Consider the following 18254-nt stretch of genomic DNA (forward strand, 5'->3'; position numbering starts at 1 on the left):
TGGACGCGGTTGCAGCATCAAGTTTGCCTCTGGGTTGCCGATAGGCTCTTTACAATCACTCAGCAGGTATTTCACTTATGTTCAGGTCAATTCGCGCACGCATTATCGCGGCGGCAGTCGGGTGTCTGTTCGTCGCGTTACTTCTTAACACCGTAATCAACTACCAGGTCACCCGCCTGGATAACCTGCAAACACAGCGCGATATGCTCGCCAGCAGCGGCTCTAGTCATAGCCTCGCCATTGGCGACTGGGTTGCGACCAAAATGACCGCGATTACCTCCCTGCAAAGCGTGGCCCTGACCGAAGATCCAGTACCGGTCTTCAAACAGCTGGCGCAGGCAGCGGGTTTTAGTAACGTCTATGTGGGCTATGCGACGAAAACCGCGAAATTTTCTGACCCGACCGGCGTGCCCGCCGATTACGACCCCACCGTACGCCCGTGGTATCAGCAGGTGCTGAATGCCGACGCACCGGCGGTAACGGCTCCCTACGTGGATGCCGGCACCGGTAAACTGGTGGTCACCTTCGCAGTACCGGTTAAAGAGAACGGGACGCTGAAAGCCGTCGTGGCGGGGGATGTGGTGATGGACAGCGTGGTGGCGAACGTGCGCGAGATCCATCCCACGCCGGCCAGCAGCGGCCTGCTGGTCAACAGCGATGGCAGCGTCATTGCCGCCAGCGATCCGGCTCTGACGCTGAAACCCTTTGCAGAAGCCATCAGCGGTGCCGACCTCAATGCCCTGAAAAAAGGGGACACCTCTACCGGCCTGCTGAAAGGTGCCGAGAAGAACTTTGCCGCCACGCCGATCCCGGGTACCCAGTGGATGCTGGTGGTGGCTTTGGATCAGCACGATGCCACCAGCGGTATGCGCTCGATGCTGAAAGCCTCCGCCCTGTCGCTGGTGATTTTGATCCTGCTCGCCGGCGCGGTAGTGCACGTCACCATTGCCCGCCTGCTTAAACGCCTGTCGGAAATTCGCGACGCCATGCACGCCATCGCCAACGGCACCAACGATCTCTCCCAGCGCCTGCCAGAGCAAGGTCAGGACGAAGTGGCCGAGATTGCCCACGCCTTTAACGCCTTTAGCGACAAGCTGTCGGTGGTGATGGCCCAGCTGCGCGACGCCAGCGCGTCGGTGAAAACCGCCGCCCAGGAGATTGCCGCCGGGAACCATGACCTTTCTGGCCGCACCGAGCAGGCGGCTTCAAGCCTGCGTGAAACCGCCAGCGCTGTCGAGCAGATCACCGCCTCGGTGGCGCAGTCGACGGAGTCGGCGGTACAAGCAAACGATCAGGCCTCCCGCGCCACCGAAGCCGCCTCGCGCGGTGGCAATGTGGTGTCTCAGGCGATCACCACCATGCAGTCTATTGAGAGCGCCTCGGCCAAAATCGGGGATATCACCAGCGTCATCGACGGTATCGCCTTCCAGACCAATATTCTGGCGCTGAATGCCTCGGTGGAAGCGGCGCGCGCCGGTGAGCAAGGGCGTGGGTTTGCTGTGGTGGCGGGCGAAGTGCGTAATCTGGCCAGCCGCAGCGCCCAGGCGGCGAAAGAGATCAAATCCCTGATCGACTCAACCACCCAGAGTGTGGCTACCGGCTCGCGTTATGTGCACCTGGCGGGTGAGAGCATGCAGGAGATCGTGGCCAGTATCGGCAGTGTGTCCGGCATCATGCACCAGATCACCGTCGCCACTCACGAGCAGATGAAAGGGATTCAGGAGATTAACCACGCGGTGAATCATCTTGACCGGATGGTGCAGCAGAACGCCGAGCTGGTTGTACAATCTGCTGCTGCCGCCAGCGCACTGCAGGGCCAGGCGGGCGAACTGGCTGAGACGGCTGGGCATTTCCGCATTTAATCTTAATCTGACGCGCATTCACCGTGAAAATGCGCGTCAGTGAAGCCCTTTCAGAAAGATTGTCATTTTTGTTTAAGGCTTATTCTTTTTTTTGATCAAAATCAGCACTCCAACCCCACCCCTTTGGTGTTATGCAGCGAGTGGATTGTGAACAACATCACGCTCAGGATTAACCGCAGGGAGCGCGTTTTTTCGCATAACGGGGTAAAAAATGGCACTGGTGAAAACAAGTTTAAAACTTTTTGGTGGGGATACGGTGGTGGTGCGCTGCTCAGAGCGTTGTCATATCCATCTGATGAACAGCAAGGCGCCGCAGAAAACGCAGGCAGATATACTCAGCGTACAAAACCGGGATAATGCCTGGCTGACGGTGCCCTATACCGGCACCTGGGAGGTGTTAATCGATAGCCATAGCCAGTCGCTGGAGCATTCGATTAGTTTTGTGGCTGCTTAAAACGAAAACGCCCGGCTTCCCGGGCGTTTTTTCAGGCGTAGCCGGGGCGCAGATGGCTCTCCGGCGGAGTACAGTCCAGTAACGCTCGCACCTTCATTACCAGCTCATTCAGACACTCATCCTGCATTCCCAGACGCGTCAGCTCCTGGTCGAGTGAGAAGAGATATTGTGCGTTAGTGCCCAGCGGCCCGCTGGCGGCTGCGATCAATGGGGCGATAACTTGCGTGCGGGTATCAGATTCATACAGAGGATGACGCGGATCCATAATGAACACCAGCGCGTTAACGGTACGACCATCGTCGAGTTCCAGTTTGCACCAGCTCGGCATATAGCAGCCGGTGATCATCTCGCGTTTCCACAGCAGCGCCAGCTCCTCTTCAAGAGCGGTATCGGGTAGACGGTAGGCCACCCCCGTGGTGCGTCCGCCCTCTTTCAGTGCAAGCATGCGTCCCGGCTGACAGGCGCTGCCGCGTCCTGCCGTCAGGCGCAGACAGAACGCACGGTGCCAGCCCGGTAGCGTACCGGTGGCCGACTCGACAAATTCCAGCGCCGGGTTCCACATTAACGAACCATAGCCGAAGATCCAGACCGGACCCGCGTCCGGACGGCAGGCCAGCGTGGCCGCAAGCGACGCCGCACGCTGTTCAGCCGACCAGAGAAGCGACTCTTCAATCGCACCGAAGGCCGTTTTGCAATCGGCCTTCATTAAGAAATCTCGCGTTAACACATTGCACCTCCGCCACTGCATGCCTCCTTGCGACAACTTTTTTTGAACCATCCAGGTCTTTTTACTGCTCATTTAGAAAGCAGTTCCAGTGACGATATGCAATTCCCTCGCCGCTTGCAACCCGGCGGTAGATTAATCGCCTTATTCGTCAAAGTTTGCAGTGTTGCGGTGTGATAGCGCTCACGCCTGACGCGCGTTTAGCGCTTTTTATGCCACTTATCGTCCTCTCCCTTCTCGTAATCCTGTTTGACGGCGGCCCAGGCGACCTTATGCGCCGTCTCCTCCCGGCTGTCATCACCCCGGCGATCATCCTTATCTTTATATTGATCCCAGGCGCTATTGAAGGCCTCTTTATAGATCTCCTGCGCATGGGCAGGAAGCACATGCTGAACGCTATCGGGTAAATCGCTTTTTGATTTATAGGGCATAGTGAACCTCTCTTTTTCTGAACTTATTAAGTGTGGTAGACAACGCCAAATGGCGCCAGAAAAAGAAAGTAACTGTTCGAAAACGATTTATAATTAATTGTTATTCATTATTTATTTAGAAAAGATGCTGAATAATAGCTTCTTTGCTCTAAATATCTTAAAAACCGTAAAATCAAGTAAAGCATCATCAGAAATTGACTGAATTCTGTTAACTTATTGACCTTCAGTTTCTATCTATAATTACAAGCACCTGCATTGATGGAGAAACACATGACAACCACACATGAGGCGGTTAAGACCCGCCACAAGGAGACGTCACTCATTTTCCCGGTGCTGGCACTGGCTGTGCTGTACTTCTGGGGAAGCACACAGTCACTGCCAGTGGTCATCGGCATTAATATCCTGGCGCTGGTGGGGATCCTTTCTAGCGCATTCAGCGTGGTGCGCCATGCGGATGTTCTGGCCCACCGTCTCGGCGAACCTTACGGCTCGCTCATTTTAAGCCTTTCCGTTGTTATTCTGGAAGTTAGCCTGATTTCCGCGCTGATGGCGACGGGCGACGCCGCGCCGACATTAATGCGCGATACGCTCTATTCCATCATCATGATTGTGACCGGCGGCCTGGTGGGCTTTTCGCTGCTGCTGGGTGGGCGCAAATTTGCCACCCAGTATATGAACCTGTTCGGAATCAAACAGTATCTGATCGCCCTCTTCCCGCTGGCGATTATTGTGCTGGTCTTTCCGATGGCGTTACCGGGCGGCAACTTCACCACCGGGCAAGCCCTGCTGGTGGCGCTGATCTCGGCGGCCATGTATGGCGTGTTCCTGCTTATTCAGACCAAAACGCACCAGAGTCTGTTCGTCTATGAACATGAAGATGACGGCGACGATCCGCACCACGGTAAGCCTTCCGCCCACAGTAGCCTGTGGCATGCCGTCTGGCTAATCGTGCACCTGATTGCCGTGATTGCGGTGACCAAAATGAATGCCAATCCGCTGGAGGCGCTGCTCACTGAGCTGAACGCGCCGGTGGCCTTTACCGGCTTCCTGGTGGCGCTGTTGATACTATCCCCGGAAGGGCTGGGTGCGCTGAAAGCGGTATTGAATAACCAGGTGCAGCGCGCCATGAATCTCTTCTTCGGTTCAGTGCTCGCCACCATCTCCCTGACGGTACCCGTGGTGACCCTGATTGCCTTTATTACCGGCAATGAGCTGCAGTTCGCTCTGGGCGCACCCGAGATGATCGTAATGGTCGCCTCGCTGCTGCTGTGCCAGATATCCTTCTCTACCGGGCGTACCAACGTGCTGAACGGTGCCGCGCATATGGCCCTGTTTGCCGCCTACCTGATGACAATATTCGCCTGAGTGCGTGTCTGGCTTCAGGCCAAAAAAAACCCGCCGAGGCGGGTTTTTTTATTAGTTGCTGGTATCCAGCTCTTCAAAGTTCTTGACCAGATCGTCAATCGCTTTGATCTGTTTCAGGAATGGCTCCAGCTTATCCAACGGCAGCGCGGACGGGCCGTCGCATTTTGCGTTGGCTGGATCCGGGTGCGCTTCGATAAACAGACCGGCCAGACCGGTTGCCATCCCGGCGCGCGCCAGTTCAGTCACCTGGGCGCGACGACCGCCAGACGCGGCACCAAACGGGTCGCGGCACTGCAGCGCGTGGGTGACGTCAAAGATTACCGGCGACTGGTTAGAGACGTTCTTCATAACGCCAAAGCCCAGCATATCGACAACCAGGTTGTCATAACCGAAGTTCGCCCCACGGTCACACAGAATAACCTTGTCGTTACCGCCTTCGATGAACTTATCGACGATATTCCCCATCTGACCAGGGCTTACGAACTGCGGCTTCTTCACGTTAATTACGGCGCCGGTCTTCGCCATCGCTTCGACCAGGTCGGTCTGACGGGCAAGGAACGCAGGCAGCTGAATGACGTCAACCACGTCTGCGACTGGCTGCGCCTGTGCGGATTCGTGTACGTCGGTAATGATCTTCACGCCGAAAGTCTGCTTCAGCTCCTGGAAAATTTTCATCCCCTCTTCCAGGCCCGGGCCACGGTAAGAGTGAATAGAGGAGCGGTTGGCTTTATCAAAAGAGGCTTTGAACACATACGGGATGCCCAGCTTCTGGGTCACGGTCACGTAGTGTTCGCAGATGCGCATGGCGAGGTCACGAGACTCCAGAACGTTCATGCCGCCGAACAGCACGAACGGCAGGTCGTTCGCTACATTAATGTCGCCAATGCTAACCACTTTTTGTTTCATAGGATTGCCTTATTCAAAGGTGAATCGGAATTATGATTAATGCAGTGTAATCGGTTTGTGCGCGATGGAGTTGATCTGCGCGCGAATCATCTCGCTGATCGGATCTTCCGGGCACTGTTCCACGAAATAGCTCAGATCGTTCAGCGCGACGTGGTCGCACTCCAGTTGAACGTAAATCAGGCCACGATCGCGGATTTCATAAGGGTCTTCCGGATTGAACTGTAACAGCACTTCACTGGCCCGTAAGGCCAGCTCCATCTGCCGCTCTTCCATCAGTGCGGACTTGAGGGTATCCAGCAATTTGCGGATCACCTCGGCGTTGTCGGCTTCGTCCAGATCTTCATTGAACAGCTCAGCCACCGGGCTGATGTTCCCCTTTAACCAGACGTCGAGGGTGTGCTCGTTGAGCGTCTCGCCGTTAAAGGGATTGATTAACCACATTTCGCCGTCCAGCCACTCGCCGCGCAGGATCATCTGCGTCGGGAAAATGACCGGCACCAGTGGAATATCCAGACGGTGGGCCACCCACAGGAAAATGGCCCCCAGCGACACCGCGCTTCCCTGGCGGTGTTTCAGAACCTGGTCCAGCCACAGGGCATCCGACAGACGATAAACGCCACGTTTATCGCCGAATCCCCATTCGCCATAGAAAAGCGAAATCAGCTTTTCCAGTTGCCACTCCTGTGGACGTGCTTCGCTAATTTCTTCACGCGCCAGGCTGGCGAGATGTTCCAGTTCATCGTAGACATACTGCGCGTTGAAATCATCGCGGATTATCTCGGATATCTGGACCATTCCATCGCACAACGGCACTTTGTTAAATTCGAAATCGGCTAAGGACTTCATACTTACCCCAGTAACGGTATTCTTGTGGTGGCGAGTTTAATGATGATGTACAGCACCACCAGCCCCAGCAAAAAGGCGATAAACCCCGCCTGCTGGCTGCGCGGACGACGTCGCCCCAGCGCAATAAAACCCAAAACGATGTAGATGATAACGCCAAACAGCTTCTCAGTCAGCCATCCCCCTTCTTGCGTAAAGGGCAGATAGCCCGTTTTCCACATTAAACCGACCCCGGAAAGAAACAGGACGGTATCAACGCAGTGCGGCGCAACGCGTACCCAGTGGGCGTTTATCAGCGCATTATTGCTGTAACGCCACCAGTACCGCAGGATGAAAAAACTGATGGTGAGTACCACGGCAGAAATATGCAGGGTGATTAACAGACTGAAACTCATGCCCGTTTTCCCAGCGTCAGGCGTTCATTGCCGCCGTAGTCACGGCAGGTCTCCACCGAGGTATAGCCTGCCGCACAAAAAAGTTCGCGTACCGCTTCGCCCTGCGTCCAGCCGTGCTCCAGTAACAGCCAGCCGTCTGGCTGCAAGTGGTGACGCGCTCTGGTAATAATGTGGTCAAGATCGGCCAGCCCCGCATTGGCCGCCACCAGCGCGGTCAGCGGCTCAAAGCGCACATCGCCCTGCGACAGATGCGGGTCGAGCTCATCGATATAGGGCGGATTGCTGACGATCATTGAGAATGTCTGGTTGCCCAGCGCACTGAACCAGCTACTGCAAAGGACGGTGACGTTGCTTAAGGCGTGGCGGGCTACATTGCGTTGTGCCAGCGCCACCGCATCGGGCATCAGGTCGACGGCGGTGATAGCGCAATCGGGCCGCTCGCTGGCCAGGGCCAACGCGATGGCACCGGTACCGGTGCCGAGATCGAGAATCTCGCAGGGAGTTGCAGGCAGACGCGCCAGCGCCTGTTCCACCAGACACTCGGTATCCGGACGCGGGATCAGCGTGGCCGCAGAGACATACAGCGGTAGCGACCAGAACTCACGTTCTCCGACCAGATGCGCCACCGGCTCGCCGGTTTTGCGTCGGGCCAGCAGTTCGTCCAGCTGCGCCTGCTGTTCGGCCGTCAGTGGCGTTTCACCGAACGCGAGAATATAGGTGCGTGCCTTACCGGTCACATGCTCCAGCAGGATCTCGGCGTCGCGGCGGGGGCTTTCGCTCTCCGCCAGCGCTGCAATAGCCTGCTGTAGCCAGTGGTGAAAATCCATTAATCCTGCTCTGCCAGCGCCGCCAGCTGATCGGCCTGGTACTCCTGCACGATGGGCTCAATCAGGGCGTCGAGCTTGCCTTCCATGGTCTCATCCAGACGGTAGATGGTGAGGTTAATACGGTGGTCAGTCACGCGGCCCTGCGGGAAGTTGTAGGTGCGGTTACGATCGCTGCGATCGCCACTACCCAGCAGGTTACGACGGGTAGAGGCTTCGGCCTGCTGGCGTTTTGCCACCTCTGCCGCATGGATACGCGCACCCAGCACCGACAGCGCTTTGGCTTTGTTTTTGTGCTGTGAACGTTCATCCTGACACTCCACCACGATCCCGGTGGGCAGGTGGGTAATACGGATTGCAGAATCGGTGGTGTTAACGTGCTGGCCACCCGCGCCGGAGGAGCGGAAGGTATCGATACGCAGATCGGCCGGGTTGATGTCCGGCAGTTCCGCTTCAGGCAGTTCCGGCATCACCGCCACGGTGCAGGCGGAGGTATGGATACGGCCCTGAGATTCAGTCGCCGGCACGCGCTGCACGCGATGGCCGCCAGATTCAAACTTCAGACGGCCATAAGCACCGTCGCCGCTGATCTTGGCGATCACCTCTTTATAGCCGCCGTGTTCGCCCTCGCTGGCGCTCATGATCTCCACGCGCCAGCGACGGGACTCCGCATAACGGCTGTACATCCGGAACAGATCGCCGGCAAAAAGCGCCGCTTCATCACCGCCGGTTCCGGCGCGCACTTCCACAAACGCATTGCGTTCGTCGTCCGGATCTTTTGGCAGCAACAGCACCTGCAGCTCTTGTTCCATCTCTTCGGAACGGGCCCTGGCCTCCTGCAGCTCTTCCTGCGCCATTTCACGCATTTCCGGATCGTCGAGCATTATCTGCGCCGTTTCAATATCTTCCTGAACCTGCTGCCAGGCGGTAAAGCAACGCGCAACATCGCTCAGCTGCGCATATTCACGCGACAGAGCGCGAAAACGCTCCTGATCGGCAATGGTCGCGGCATCGCCGAGCAGAGCCTGAACTTCTTCATGACGCTCGTGCAGAGCTTCCAGTTTGGCGACGATAGAGGGCTTCATAGGCGTAAGTGCACCTTGTAATAAAATTGGGGGTAGAGGGCGCTATTCCAGCCCGAGGCTGTCGCGCAGAATATTCAGGCGTTCGTCATCCCCGTCACGGGCGGCCTGTTGAAGTGATTTGGTTGGTGCATGGATAAGACGATTCGTCAGTTTCCACGCCAGATCCTGCATGATGACCTGCGGATCGCCGCCCTGTTCGAGGGCTGCCATCGCTTTTGCCGTCAGTTCATTGCGAACCTGTTCAGCCTGGCCACGGTATTCACGGATAGTCTGGCTGGCGCTTTGTGCCCGCAGCCAGGCCATAAATTCGCTGGTTTCTTGCTCGACAATAGTCTCTGCCTGCACCGCCGCCGCCTTACGCTGGGCAAGGTTGTGCGAAATGATGCTCTGCAGATCGTCCACGCTGTATAAATACGCGTTAGCCAGCTTGCCTACTTCCGGTTCGACATCGCGCGGGACGGCGATATCCACCAGCAGCATCGGCTGATTACGACGCGATTTTAGGGCTCGCTCCACCATGCCTTTGCCAATAATAGGCAGCGGGCTGGCGGTAGAGCTGATAATAATATCCGCCTCCTGCAGGCGCGCGTCGATATCGCTCAACGAGACCACTTCGGCCCCGACCTCCTCTGCCAGCGCTTGCGCACGTTCGCGGGTGCGGTTGGCGATAATCATCTTTTTGACTTTGTGTTCGCGCAGGTGACGGGCGACCAGTTCAATGGTCTCCCCTGCGCCAACCAGTAAAACGGTGACCGTGGAGAGCGATTCAAAGATTTGACGCGCCAGAGTACAGGCAGCAAAAGCAACAGATACCGCACTGGCACCAATGTCGGTTTCGGTTCGCACTCGCTTGGCGACAGAGAATGATTTCTGGAACATGCGCTCCAGTTCGCTGGCCTTCAGATGCCCTTTCTGGGAATCCGCAAAGGCTTTTTTAACCTGCCCGAGGATCTGCGGCTCGCCAAGCACCAGTGAATCCAGGCCGCTGGCGACGCGCATTAAATGGCTGACCGCGTCGTTGTCGTGGTGCCAGTAAAGGCTATTTCGCAGCTCATCTTCGTTCAGATTATGGTATTCACATAGCCAGCGAATGAGCGCTTCGTGCAGGTTATCCTGCTCCTCTACGCTCAGGTACAGCTCGGTACGGTTGCACGTCGACAGCACCACGCCGCCCTGCACCATCGGTTGGGCAAGGAGGCTCTCCAGCGCCTGGTCGAGATTATCCGGCGAAAACGTAACGCGTTCTCGCAGTGAAACCGGGGCTGTTTTGTGGTTAATACCGAGTGCTAAAAGGGTCATGTGAGCGGGAGTAGTACCAGCGTTAATAAGGTTAGCAGGTCGCATCATACAGGATGCGCGAGATCAATAAAAGAGACAGCCCCCTTTCGGAGTAATAGCTTAGATCGCGCTTTGAGATAATTTGAACGTAGACGCTACCACGACGGGACGCTAGCATTAACAGTTATAACTGCCACGTATCTCAAGGATTTGTCATCATTATGACCAGAATGATTCGCCTGCTGCCCCTGGCCGCGCTGGTGCTTACTGCATGTTCGATTACTCCGCCAAAAGGGCCGGGTAAAAGCCCTGATTCGCCTCAGTGGCGCCAGCATCAGCAAGAGGTGCGTTCGTTAAACCAATACCAGACTCGTGGCGCCTTCGCCTACCTGTCCGATCAGCAGAAAGTCTACGCCCGCTTCTTCTGGCAACAGACCGGCCAGGATCGCTATCGTCTGCTGCTGCTGAACCCGCTGGGCAGCACCGAAATGGAGCTGCTGGCCCAGCCCGGTACCGTGCAGATCACCGACAATAAAGGGCAGAAATATAGCGGAACGGACGCGGAAGAGATGATTGGTAAGCTGACCGGCATGCCGATCCCCATCAGCAGCCTGCGTCAGTGGATCCTGGGTCTGCCGGGCGATGCCACCGATTACAAACTCGACGACCAGTATCGCCTGAGCCAGGTAAATTACAGCCAGAACGGTAAAAACTGGAAAGTGGTTTACGGCGGCTATGACAGTAGCGGCAAAACGGCGCTACCCTCCAGCCTGGAGCTGACCGAGGGCAGCCAGCGTATCAAGCTGAAAATGGATAACTGGATTGTCAAATGATGACCCACTGGCCCTCTCCTGCAAAACTGAACCTGTTTTTATACATTACAGGACAGCGTGCCGATGGTTATCACACGCTTCAGACGTTATTCCAGTTTGTTGATTATGGCGACACGCTCTCCGTTGCGTTGCGCCAGGATGGGCAACTCAACCTGCTGACCCCTGTTGACGGGGTGGAAAACGAAGACAACCTGATTGTGCGTGCGGCGCGCCTGCTGATGAACGCGGCGCAGCAGTCCGGTCGCCTGCCCGCCGGAAGCGGCGCGGATATTCGCGTTGAGAAGCGTCTGCCGATGGGCGGTGGACTGGGCGGCGGGTCGTCTAACGCCGCCACGGTGCTGGTGGTATTGAATCATCTTTGGGGCTGCGGGCTCTCTGACGATGAGCTGGCCGAACTGGGCCTGACTCTTGGCGCCGATGTCCCGGTCTTCGTGCGGGGTCACGCGGCCTTTGCCGAAGGGGTGGGAGAAGTGCTCACGCCAGTGAATCCGCCGGAAAAGTGGTACCTGGTGGCCCACCCCGGCGTCAGCATTCCGACGCCGGTCATTTTCAAGGATCCGGGGCTAACACGTAATACGCCGGTGCGGTCAATAGAAACGTTATTAAATTGTGAATTCAGCAATGATTGCGAGGATATCGCAAGAAAACGTTTTCGCGAGGTTGATGCGGCGCTTTCCTGGCTGTTAGAATACGCGCCGTCGCGCCTGACTGGCACAGGAGCCTGTGTCTTTGCTGAATTTGACACAGAGACTGCTGCACGTCAGGTGCTCGAGCTGGCCCCGGAATGGCTGCACGGTTTTGTGGCGCGAGGTGTGAACATCTCCCCGCTACGACAGGCCATTCTGGCGCAACCTGAGTTTCGGTGACAACGTCACCCTGTTCCAGACGTTGCATCGCGCTCTTTAATACACCGCCTGGATAGCGTTCGCCTGGCCCGCACAGTTTTTGGCGAAGGTTATCCACCACTGGACGCATGCCTGAGGTTCTTCTCGTGCCTGATATGAAGCTTTTTGCTGGTAACGCCACCCCGGAACTAGCACAACGTATTGCCAACCGCCTGTACACTTCTCTCGGCGACGCCGCTGTAGGTCGCTTTAGCGACGGCGAAGTCAGCGTACAAATTAACGAAAATGTACGCGGTGGTGATATTTTCATCATCCAGTCCACCTGTGCTCCAACGAACGACAACCTGATGGAATTGGTTGTTATGGTCGATGCCCTGCGCCGTGCTTCTGCAGGCCGTATCACGGCTGTTATCCCTTACTTTGGCTATGCCCGCCAGGACCGTCGCGTCCGCTCCGCGCGTGTGCCAATTACCGCTAAAGTTGTTGCTGACTTCCTCTCCAGCGTAGGCGTTGACCGTGTTCTGACGGTTGACCTGCACGCTGAGCAGATCCAGGGCTTCTTCGACGTTCCGGTTGATAACGTATTCGGCAGCCCAATCCTGCTCGAAGATATGCTGCATCTCAACCTGGACAATCCTATTGTGGTTTCTCCGGATATCGGCGGCGTGGTTCGCGCACGTGCTATTGCCAAACTGCTGAACGACACCGACATGGCGATCATCGACAAGCGTCGTCCGCGCGCTAACGTCTCTCAGGTGATGCACATCATCGGTGACGTTGCTGGCCGCGACTGCGTGCTGGTTGATGACATGATCGATACCGGCGGCACCCTGTGCAAAGCCGCGGAAGCCCTGAAAGAGCGTGGTGCTAAGCGTGTATTTGCTTATGCAACACACCCTATCTTCTCGGGTAATGCGGTAAACAACCTGCGCAACTCCGTTATTGATGAAGTTGTGGTTTGCGACACTATCCCGTTAAGTGATGAGATCAAGGCGCTGCCAAACGTGCGCACCCTGACCCTCTCCGGGATGCTGGCCGAAGCGATTCGTCGTATCAGCAACGAAGAATCTATCTCGGCTATGTTCGAACACTAATCGGACGCAGCCTGAAAACCCGCTACGGCGGGTTTTTTTGTCTGTGAGTTTCATTTGTATGATTAATGCCTCCTTCACCTGCCATTGATATGACAGATGATGCGCACACGGATGATGATTGTGAAAAACGCTTCCTCTCATGTTCTGCCCTTTCGCGCCCTCATCGACGCTTGCTGGAAAGAGAAGTACACCCTATCGCGCCTGACGCGTGACCTGATAGCCGGGATCACCGTCGGCATTATCGCCATCCCGCTGGCGATGGCGCTGGCGATAGGCAGCGGCGTGGCACCGCAGTATGGCCTCTACACCGCCGCAGTGGCGGGGATCGTTATCGCCCTGAGCGGCGGATCGCGCTACAGCGTCTCCGGCCCCACCGCCGCCTTTGTCGTGATTCTCTATCCGGTTTCCCAGCAGTTTGGTCTTGCCGGCCTGCTGGTTGCCACCCTGATGTCAGGCGGATTTCTGATCCTGTTTGGCCTGGCGCGCTTCGGCAGGTTGATTGAGTACATCCCCCTTCCGGTGACTCTGGGCTTCACCTCCGGGATCGGGATCACTATCGGGACCATGCAGATAAAAGATTTTCTTGGCCTGCAGTTAACGCATGTGCCGGAACATTACTTGCAAAAGGTGGGCGCGCTGGCGATGGCGCTGCCGACGGTCAATCTGGGGGATGCCGCGATTGGCATCGTCACGCTCGGCACCTTAATTCTGTGGCCACGGTTAGGCATTCGCCTGCCGGGGCATCTTCCGGCGCTACTGCTGGGCTGTGGGGTCATGGGCGTAGTGAACCTGTTGGGTGGGCAGGTGGCCACCATCGGTTCGCAGTTCCACTATCTTCTGGCGGATGGCACGCAGGGCAACGGTATTCCGCAGCTGTTACCCCAGTTAGTTCTCCCCTGGGATATGCCGGGTTCTGATTTCACCCTGAGCTGGGATTCCCTGCAAGCCCTGCTTCCCGCCGCGTTTTCAATGGCGATGCTGGGTGCTATCGAATCACTCCTGTGCGCCGTGGTGCTGGACGGCATGACGGGCACCAAACACAACGCCAACAGTGAGCTGATAGGCCAGGGGCTGGGGAATATCGTTGCGCCGTTCTTTGGCGGGATCACCGCCACGGCCGCGATTGCCCGTTCTGCCGCCAACGTACGCGCCGGGGCGACGTCGCCCATCTCTGCGGTGATCCACGCCCTGTTGGTGATCCTCGCCCTGCTGGTGCTGGCACCGTTACTCTCATGGCTGCCACTCTCGGCGATGGCTGCCCTGCTGCTGATGGTGGCCTGGAACATGAGCGAGGCGCACAAGGTGGTGAACCTGCTGCGCCGGGCCCCGAAAGACGACATCATCGTGATGCTCATCTGTATGTCCCTGACCGTCTTGTTCGACATGGTGATAGCGATTAGCGTCGGGATCGTACTGGCATCCCTGCTCTTTATGCGCCGTATTGCCCGCATGACGCGACTTGCCCGGGTAAATGTCATTGTACCCGACGACGTGCTGGTGCTGCGGGTTATCGGCCCGCTGTTCTTCGCAGCGGCAGAGGGGGTGTTTAATGACCTGGAGGCACGAATCGTAGATAAACGCGTCGTGGTGCTGGAGTGGGATGCAGTGCCGGTACTGGATGCGGGCGGTCTGGACGCCTTCCAGCGCGTTGTGCAACGTCTGCCGGAAGGCTGTGAATTACGGATCTGTAACCTGGAGTTCCAGCCGTTGCGCAGTATGGCGCGTGCGGGGATCCAGCCAGTTGCTGGCCGCTTGTCATTCTATCCGACCCGCGACGCAGCGTTAGAAACGTTATGAATAGCGGCGCTGCATCATGATGCCAATCGCCTGTTGTAGCCAGCCAAGCACTTCAGGCGTCATCCAGGTCCCTTTCATCAGATGGGGCTCCTGCTCCATCGCCTGGCGAAATTTCTGCTGCGTCACCGGGTCGGTCCCTGCATAGGACTGAAACAGTTCGAGCCACGTTTGCGCCAGAGCCTGCGCCTGCGGGCTCGCGGCTGACAGCCCTTCCCGACAGGCCTGGTGCAGTTTCGCCACCAGCGAGGGCCACTCCATCATCCGATCAAAGTAGTGGGCGCGGGTAAAGGCCATCTCCTGCGGGGTGAGATAGCGCTGCCAGATGGCGAGCTTGCTCTCGGCAAAGGCCCGGGTGATAAAATCGAGGATATTGGCGTTGATACCGGTCTGTTCGCGCATCTGCGGCTCCACGCTGTGCATCTCGTTCAGCCGGGTCAGAAACTCGGGCTTGCCGGCGGTATCTTGCTCCAGCTGCGTCATCCAGCGGGTGGCTAACGCTGTCGCACGCGGATCATCCACCCCAACGTTCTCTTCCAGCAACGCCTGCGCCTCGGCAACCAGCCCGCTCCAGATAGCGGCAAGCGCCTCTCCCTGTACGGCAAACGGTAACTGCTGTAACTCTTCTTTGCTAAACCAGCGATCGTACATATTCATTAACTCCAGCGTATGTAGCCAGGACTCCAGATCGGGCTCGCCGCCGGCGGCCAGTTCGCAGCGCAGGCCAGCCAGCTGCTCTCGCAGGGTATGAATGCTGCGTAGTTGCTTATCCAGCAAGGCAATTTGCCCATCAAGCAGTTCAGCCATAGAGTGCGTATCCCGATCGAGGCAATCCTTTATCTCAGCAAGCTCCAGCCCGGCTTTAGCCAGCACCTGAATACGGTGCAGGCGCTGAACATCCGCCAGGTTATAGAGTCGGTAGCCTGCCGCACTTCTGGCGGAGGGGAGCAGTAAGCCTGTTTGTTCATAGTGGTGAAGTGTCCGGACGGTGATCCCCGCTCGCGTTGCCAACTGCCCAACCTGAATTAACATTACTGCTCCTTTTTTCGCGCCATCGGTGACACTGTGGATCCTGACGTTACGTGAGGGTCAAGGCAAGGGGCAAAAAAAACGGCTCCCGCAGGAACCGTCTTGATGGCATCCCAGATTAACTGGGCTTATGTTGATCGCGGCGACAACGTTTGTCGTAGTGGCGTACCCACCAGTATTTGTCGCAGACCTGCTCATGGCCGCTGACGCGGGCTCCTGCGAGCCAGAGAACGGCGCCCAGGAAGATGCTCAGTATCGCGCCATGCGCAAAGTATTGTGGCAGGTTAAATTGCGGAAGCTGGTTTAAAATAGAGTAACCGACGCCCCCTACCATGACGATCAATCCCAACCCCATGAGCACGTTACCGAGTAACGAAGCGTTTCTGCGTTTCATGTGTCACCTCCGGAACTTTGGGTTGCAGGGTTAACTATCCCTAATCCTGATGTGCAAAGTATAGACAGCCCCCCTTTTAGTGATTGCGGGAGCGATCACATTTATGCACTTTGAGTCAACAAAACTTTACAAATAACCTATTGAGCTACTTGAAAATCTAATGATTCAGCGGAGCAATTATTCCATTCCCAAACATCGGGCGGCAGAATTTTGTCAAGCGGCGCGGCAGACAGTACACTACGCGCCAGACTTAGAACCCTCAGGAAGTTAAACGTGACGATTAAATTGATTGTCGGCCTGGCCAACCCTGGCGCGGAATATGCGGCAACCCGCCACAATGCGGGCGCATGGTATGTCGACCTGCTGGCTGAGCGGTTACGTGCCCCCCTGCGCGAAGAGCCAAAATTCTTCGGCTATACCTCCCGCATTAACCTTGCCGGGGCAGATGTGCGTCTGCTGGTGCCGACCACCTTTATGAATTTAAGCGGCAAAGCCGTGGCGGCGATGGCCACCTTTTATCGCATCAACCCGGACGAAATCCTGGTGGCGCATGATGAGCTCGACCTGCCGCCCGGCGTGGCGAAGTTTAAACTCGGTGGCGGCCACGGTGGCCATAACGGCTTAAAAGACATTATTAGCAAACTGGGCAATAACCCGAATTTCCACCGTTTGCGCGTCGGGATAGGCCATCCGGGCGATAAAAACAAAGTTGTAGGCTTTGTGTTAGGTAAACCTCCCGCCTCCGAGCAGAAATTGATCGACGACGCGGTTGACGAAGCGGTGCGTTGTACGGAGATCTGGATTAAAGAGGGCTTAACCAAAGCCACTAATCGTCTGCACGCTTTCAAAGCGCAATAAGCGGCGTCACGCCCCTTTTTTGCCCCGCGCGCTGCGGGTTACGTGTATAATAGGCGTAGTTATTTACTTTTCTTCGACTCGTTATGCTTAACGTGTTGAATATCAAGATATTAAGGTGATTCAGAAATGGGATTCAAATGCGGTATCGTTGGTCTGCCTAACGTTGGCAAATCCACCCTGTTCAATGCGCTCACGAAAGCGGGTATCGAAGCGGCTAACTTCCCGTTCTGTACCATTGAGCCAAACACCGGTGTCGTGCCGATGCCTGACTCACGCCTGGATCAGCTGGCAGAAATTGTTAAGCCACAGCGTATTCTGCCGACGACGATGGAGTTCGTGGATATCGCGGGGCTGGTAAAAGGGGCTTCTAAAGGTGAAGGTCTGGGCAACCAGTTCCTGACTAACATCCGTGAGACCGAAGCGATTGGCCACGTTGTACGTTGCTTTGAGAACGACAACATTATCCACGTGAACAACAAAGTGGATCCGGCTGACGATATCGATGTGATCAACACCGAACTGGCGCTGGCGGATCTGGATACCTGTGAACGTGCGCTGCAGCGCGTGCAGAAGAAAGCCAAAGGCGGCGACAAAGACGCGAAAGCGGAACAGGCTGCGCTGGAAAAATGTCTGCCACAGCTGGAAAACGCCGGCATGCTGCGTGCGCTGAAAAACTTGACCGACGAAGACAAAGCGGCGATCAAATACCTGAGCTTCCTGACTTTGAAGCCAACCATGTATATCGCAAACGTCAATGAAGACGGTTTCGAGAACAACCCTTACCTGGATAAAGTACGTGAAATCGCCGCTGCGGAAGGCTCCGTTGTGGTGGCGGTCTGTGCGGCTGTTGAATCCGACATCGCTGAGCTGGACGACGCCGACCGTGAAGAGTTTATGGCCGAACTGGGTCTGGAAGAGCCGGGTCTGAACCGCGTTATCCGCGCGGGCTACCAGCTACTGAACCTGCAAACTTACTTCACCGCTGGCGTGAAAGAAGTGCGCGCATGGACCATCCCGGTAGGCGCAACGGCTCCGCAGGCAGCTGGTAAAATCCATACCGACTTCGAGAAAGGCTTTATTCGTGCACAGACCATCGCCTTCGACGACTTCATCACCTATAAGGGTGAGCAAGGGGCGAAAGAGGCCGGTAAGATGCGTGCAGAAGGGAAAGATTACGTAGTGAAAGATGGCGACGTGATGAACTTCCTGTTCAACGTCTAATCTCTCCCCTGCCCAAATG

General features: G+C 56.5%; 19 protein-coding genes. 9 read left to right on the forward strand and 10 right to left on the reverse strand.

Annotated features, from left to right (window positions below):
• The first annotated feature begins 77 nt into the window (after window positions 1–77).
• Window positions 78–1862 carry a methyl-accepting chemotaxis protein gene (locus B3511_RS11225; RefSeq protein ID WP_207291886.1) on the forward strand — a complete coding sequence of 595 codons (1785 nt, stop codon included), beginning with the start codon at window positions 78–80 and terminating at the stop codon, window positions 1860–1862.
• A 211-nt stretch (window positions 1863–2073) separates the two neighbouring features.
• Window positions 2074–2316 carry a DUF1883 domain-containing protein gene (locus tag B3511_RS11230; protein WP_040075243.1) on the forward strand — a complete coding sequence of 81 codons (243 nt, stop codon included), beginning with the start codon at window positions 2074–2076 and terminating at the stop codon, window positions 2314–2316.
• A gap of 31 nt (window positions 2317–2347) precedes the next feature.
• Here the strand turns inward: B3511_RS11230 and B3511_RS11235 are convergent, their stop codons facing one another.
• Complete coding sequence (locus B3511_RS11235; protein WP_040075242.1) at window positions 2348–3043, reverse strand: gamma-glutamylcyclotransferase; 696 nt, start codon at window positions 3041–3043, stop codon at window positions 2348–2350.
• A gap of 197 nt (window positions 3044–3240) precedes the next feature.
• Window positions 3241–3471 carry a putative cation transport regulator ChaB gene (chaB, locus tag B3511_RS11240; RefSeq protein WP_046885183.1) on the reverse strand — a complete coding sequence of 77 codons (231 nt, stop codon included), beginning with the start codon at window positions 3469–3471 and terminating at the stop codon, window positions 3241–3243.
• A gap of 270 nt (window positions 3472–3741) precedes the next feature.
• On the opposite strand from chaB, the gene chaA reads away from it, so the two are divergent.
• The gene (gene chaA, locus B3511_RS11245) at window positions 3742–4836 is read left to right on the forward strand and encodes a sodium-potassium/proton antiporter ChaA (RefSeq protein WP_046885182.1); all 1095 of its coding nucleotides are present in this window, start codon (window positions 3742–3744) and stop codon (window positions 4834–4836) included.
• A 51-nt stretch (window positions 4837–4887) separates the two neighbouring features.
• Here chaA and kdsA read toward each other — a convergent pair whose 3' ends face one another.
• Genes kdsA through hemA form a run of 6 tightly spaced genes read right to left on the reverse strand, consistent with a single transcriptional unit; the run spans window position 4888 to window position 10188 of the window.
• On the reverse strand, window positions 4888–5742 hold the full coding sequence (kdsA, locus tag B3511_RS11250; protein WP_040075238.1) for a 3-deoxy-8-phosphooctulonate synthase: 855 nt from the start codon (window positions 5740–5742) through the stop codon (window positions 4888–4890).
• 36 nt (window positions 5743–5778) lie between these two features.
• On the reverse strand, window positions 5779–6588 hold the full coding sequence (gene sirB1 / locus B3511_RS11255) for an invasion regulator SirB1 (protein ID WP_040075237.1): 810 nt from the start codon (window positions 6586–6588) through the stop codon (window positions 5779–5781).
• Window positions 6589–6590: 2 nt separating this feature from the next.
• Window positions 6591–6980, reverse strand: a complete 390-nt coding sequence (sirB2, locus tag B3511_RS11260) for an invasion regulator SirB2 (RefSeq protein WP_286782373.1) — start codon at window positions 6978–6980, stop codon at window positions 6591–6593.
• Window positions 6977–7807 (reverse strand): peptide chain release factor N(5)-glutamine methyltransferase, encoded by an 831-nt coding sequence (gene prmC / locus B3511_RS11265; protein ID WP_286782375.1) that lies wholly within the window; start codon window positions 7805–7807, stop codon window positions 6977–6979. The genes sirB2 and prmC overlap by 4 nt, the downstream gene beginning before the upstream one ends.
• Window positions 7807–8889, reverse strand: coding sequence for a peptide chain release factor 1 (prfA, locus tag B3511_RS11270; RefSeq protein ID WP_286782377.1), 1083 nt, complete (start codon window positions 8887–8889; stop codon window positions 7807–7809). The genes prmC and prfA overlap by 1 nt, the downstream gene beginning before the upstream one ends.
• Window positions 8890–8931: 42 nt before the next feature.
• Window positions 8932–10188 (reverse strand): glutamyl-tRNA reductase, encoded by a 1257-nt coding sequence (hemA, locus tag B3511_RS11275; RefSeq protein WP_040075233.1) that lies wholly within the window; start codon window positions 10186–10188, stop codon window positions 8932–8934.
• Window positions 10189–10388: 200 nt separating this feature from the next.
• Here hemA and lolB point away from each other — a divergent pair, with 200 nt between their 5' ends.
• The 4 genes from lolB (at window position 10389) to dauA (ending at window position 14736) form a co-directional block, all read left to right on the forward strand.
• Window positions 10389–11000, forward strand: coding sequence for a lipoprotein insertase outer membrane protein LolB (lolB, locus tag B3511_RS11280; protein WP_040075232.1), 612 nt, complete (start codon window positions 10389–10391; stop codon window positions 10998–11000).
• A complete protein-coding gene (gene ispE / locus B3511_RS11285) occupies window positions 10997–11866 on the forward strand; it encodes a 4-(cytidine 5'-diphospho)-2-C-methyl-D-erythritol kinase (protein WP_286782380.1) in 870 nt (289 codons plus the stop codon). The genes lolB and ispE overlap by 4 nt, the downstream gene beginning before the upstream one ends.
• 125 nt (window positions 11867–11991) lie before the next feature.
• The gene (prs, locus tag B3511_RS11290) at window positions 11992–12939 is read left to right on the forward strand and encodes a ribose-phosphate diphosphokinase (RefSeq protein WP_040078464.1); all 948 of its coding nucleotides are present in this window, start codon (window positions 11992–11994) and stop codon (window positions 12937–12939) included.
• A 120-nt stretch (window positions 12940–13059) separates the two neighbouring features.
• Complete coding sequence (dauA, locus tag B3511_RS11295) at window positions 13060–14736, forward strand: C4-dicarboxylic acid transporter DauA (RefSeq protein ID WP_286782383.1); 1677 nt, start codon at window positions 13060–13062, stop codon at window positions 14734–14736.
• On the opposite strand, the gene B3511_RS11300 is transcribed toward dauA, so the two are convergent.
• Both B3511_RS11300 and ychH read right to left on the reverse strand, forming a co-directional pair.
• Window positions 14731–15765, reverse strand: coding sequence for a MerR family transcriptional regulator (locus B3511_RS11300; RefSeq protein ID WP_286782384.1), 1035 nt, complete (start codon window positions 15763–15765; stop codon window positions 14731–14733). The genes dauA and B3511_RS11300 overlap by 6 nt on opposite strands.
• Window positions 15766–15880: 115 nt before the next feature.
• Window positions 15881–16156, reverse strand: coding sequence for a stress-induced protein YchH (gene ychH, locus B3511_RS11305; RefSeq protein ID WP_046885176.1), 276 nt, complete (start codon window positions 16154–16156; stop codon window positions 15881–15883).
• A gap of 273 nt (window positions 16157–16429) precedes the next feature.
• Between ychH and pth the strand changes: the two genes are divergently transcribed.
• Complete coding sequence (pth, locus tag B3511_RS11310; RefSeq protein WP_040075229.1) at window positions 16430–17014, forward strand: aminoacyl-tRNA hydrolase; 585 nt, start codon at window positions 16430–16432, stop codon at window positions 17012–17014.
• Between the two features lie 126 nt (window positions 17015–17140).
• Window positions 17141–18235 (forward strand): redox-regulated ATPase YchF, encoded by a 1095-nt coding sequence (gene ychF, locus B3511_RS11315; RefSeq protein ID WP_040075227.1) that lies wholly within the window; start codon window positions 17141–17143, stop codon window positions 18233–18235.
• The last annotated feature ends 19 nt before the right edge of the window (window positions 18236–18254 follow it).

The sequence above is a fragment of the Leclercia sp. UBA1284 genome (assembly GCF_002308415.1).
GTDB lineage: Bacteria > Pseudomonadota > Gammaproteobacteria > Enterobacterales > Enterobacteriaceae > Enterobacter > Enterobacter pneumoniae.

Coding starts and splice junctions, on each gene's coding strand:
- B3511_RS11225 (WP_207291886.1), top strand. CDS start 78: ATGTTCAGGTCAATTCGCGCACGCATTATCGCGGCGGCAGTCGGGTGT.
- B3511_RS11230 (WP_040075243.1), top strand. CDS start 2,074: ATGGCACTGGTGAAAACAAGTTTAAAACTTTTTGGTGGGGATACGGTG.
- chaB (WP_046885183.1), bottom strand. CDS start 3,471: ATGCCCTATAAATCAAAAAGCGATTTACCCGATAGCGTTCAGCATGTG.
- chaA (WP_046885182.1), top strand. CDS start 3,742: ATGACAACCACACATGAGGCGGTTAAGACCCGCCACAAGGAGACGTCA.
- kdsA (WP_040075238.1), bottom strand. CDS start 5,742: ATGAAACAAAAAGTGGTTAGCATTGGCGACATTAATGTAGCGAACGAC.
- sirB1 (WP_040075237.1), bottom strand. CDS start 6,588: ATGAAGTCCTTAGCCGATTTCGAATTTAACAAAGTGCCGTTGTGCGAT.
- sirB2 (WP_286782373.1), bottom strand. CDS start 6,980: ATGAGTTTCAGTCTGTTAATCACCCTGCATATTTCTGCCGTGGTACTC.
- prmC (WP_286782375.1), bottom strand. CDS start 7,807: ATGGATTTTCACCACTGGCTACAGCAGGCTATTGCAGCGCTGGCGGAG.
- prfA (WP_286782377.1), bottom strand. CDS start 8,889: ATGAAGCCCTCTATCGTCGCCAAACTGGAAGCTCTGCACGAGCGTCAT.
- hemA (WP_040075233.1), bottom strand. CDS start 10,188: ATGACCCTTTTAGCACTCGGTATTAACCACAAAACAGCCCCGGTTTCA.
- lolB (WP_040075232.1), top strand. CDS start 10,389: ATGACCAGAATGATTCGCCTGCTGCCCCTGGCCGCGCTGGTGCTTACT.
- ispE (WP_286782380.1), top strand. CDS start 10,997: ATGATGACCCACTGGCCCTCTCCTGCAAAACTGAACCTGTTTTTATAC.
- B3511_RS11300 (WP_286782384.1), bottom strand. CDS start 15,765: ATGTTAATTCAGGTTGGGCAGTTGGCAACGCGAGCGGGGATCACCGTC.
- ychH (WP_046885176.1), bottom strand. CDS start 16,156: ATGAAACGCAGAAACGCTTCGTTACTCGGTAACGTGCTCATGGGGTTG.
- ychF (WP_040075227.1), top strand. CDS start 17,141: ATGGGATTCAAATGCGGTATCGTTGGTCTGCCTAACGTTGGCAAATCC.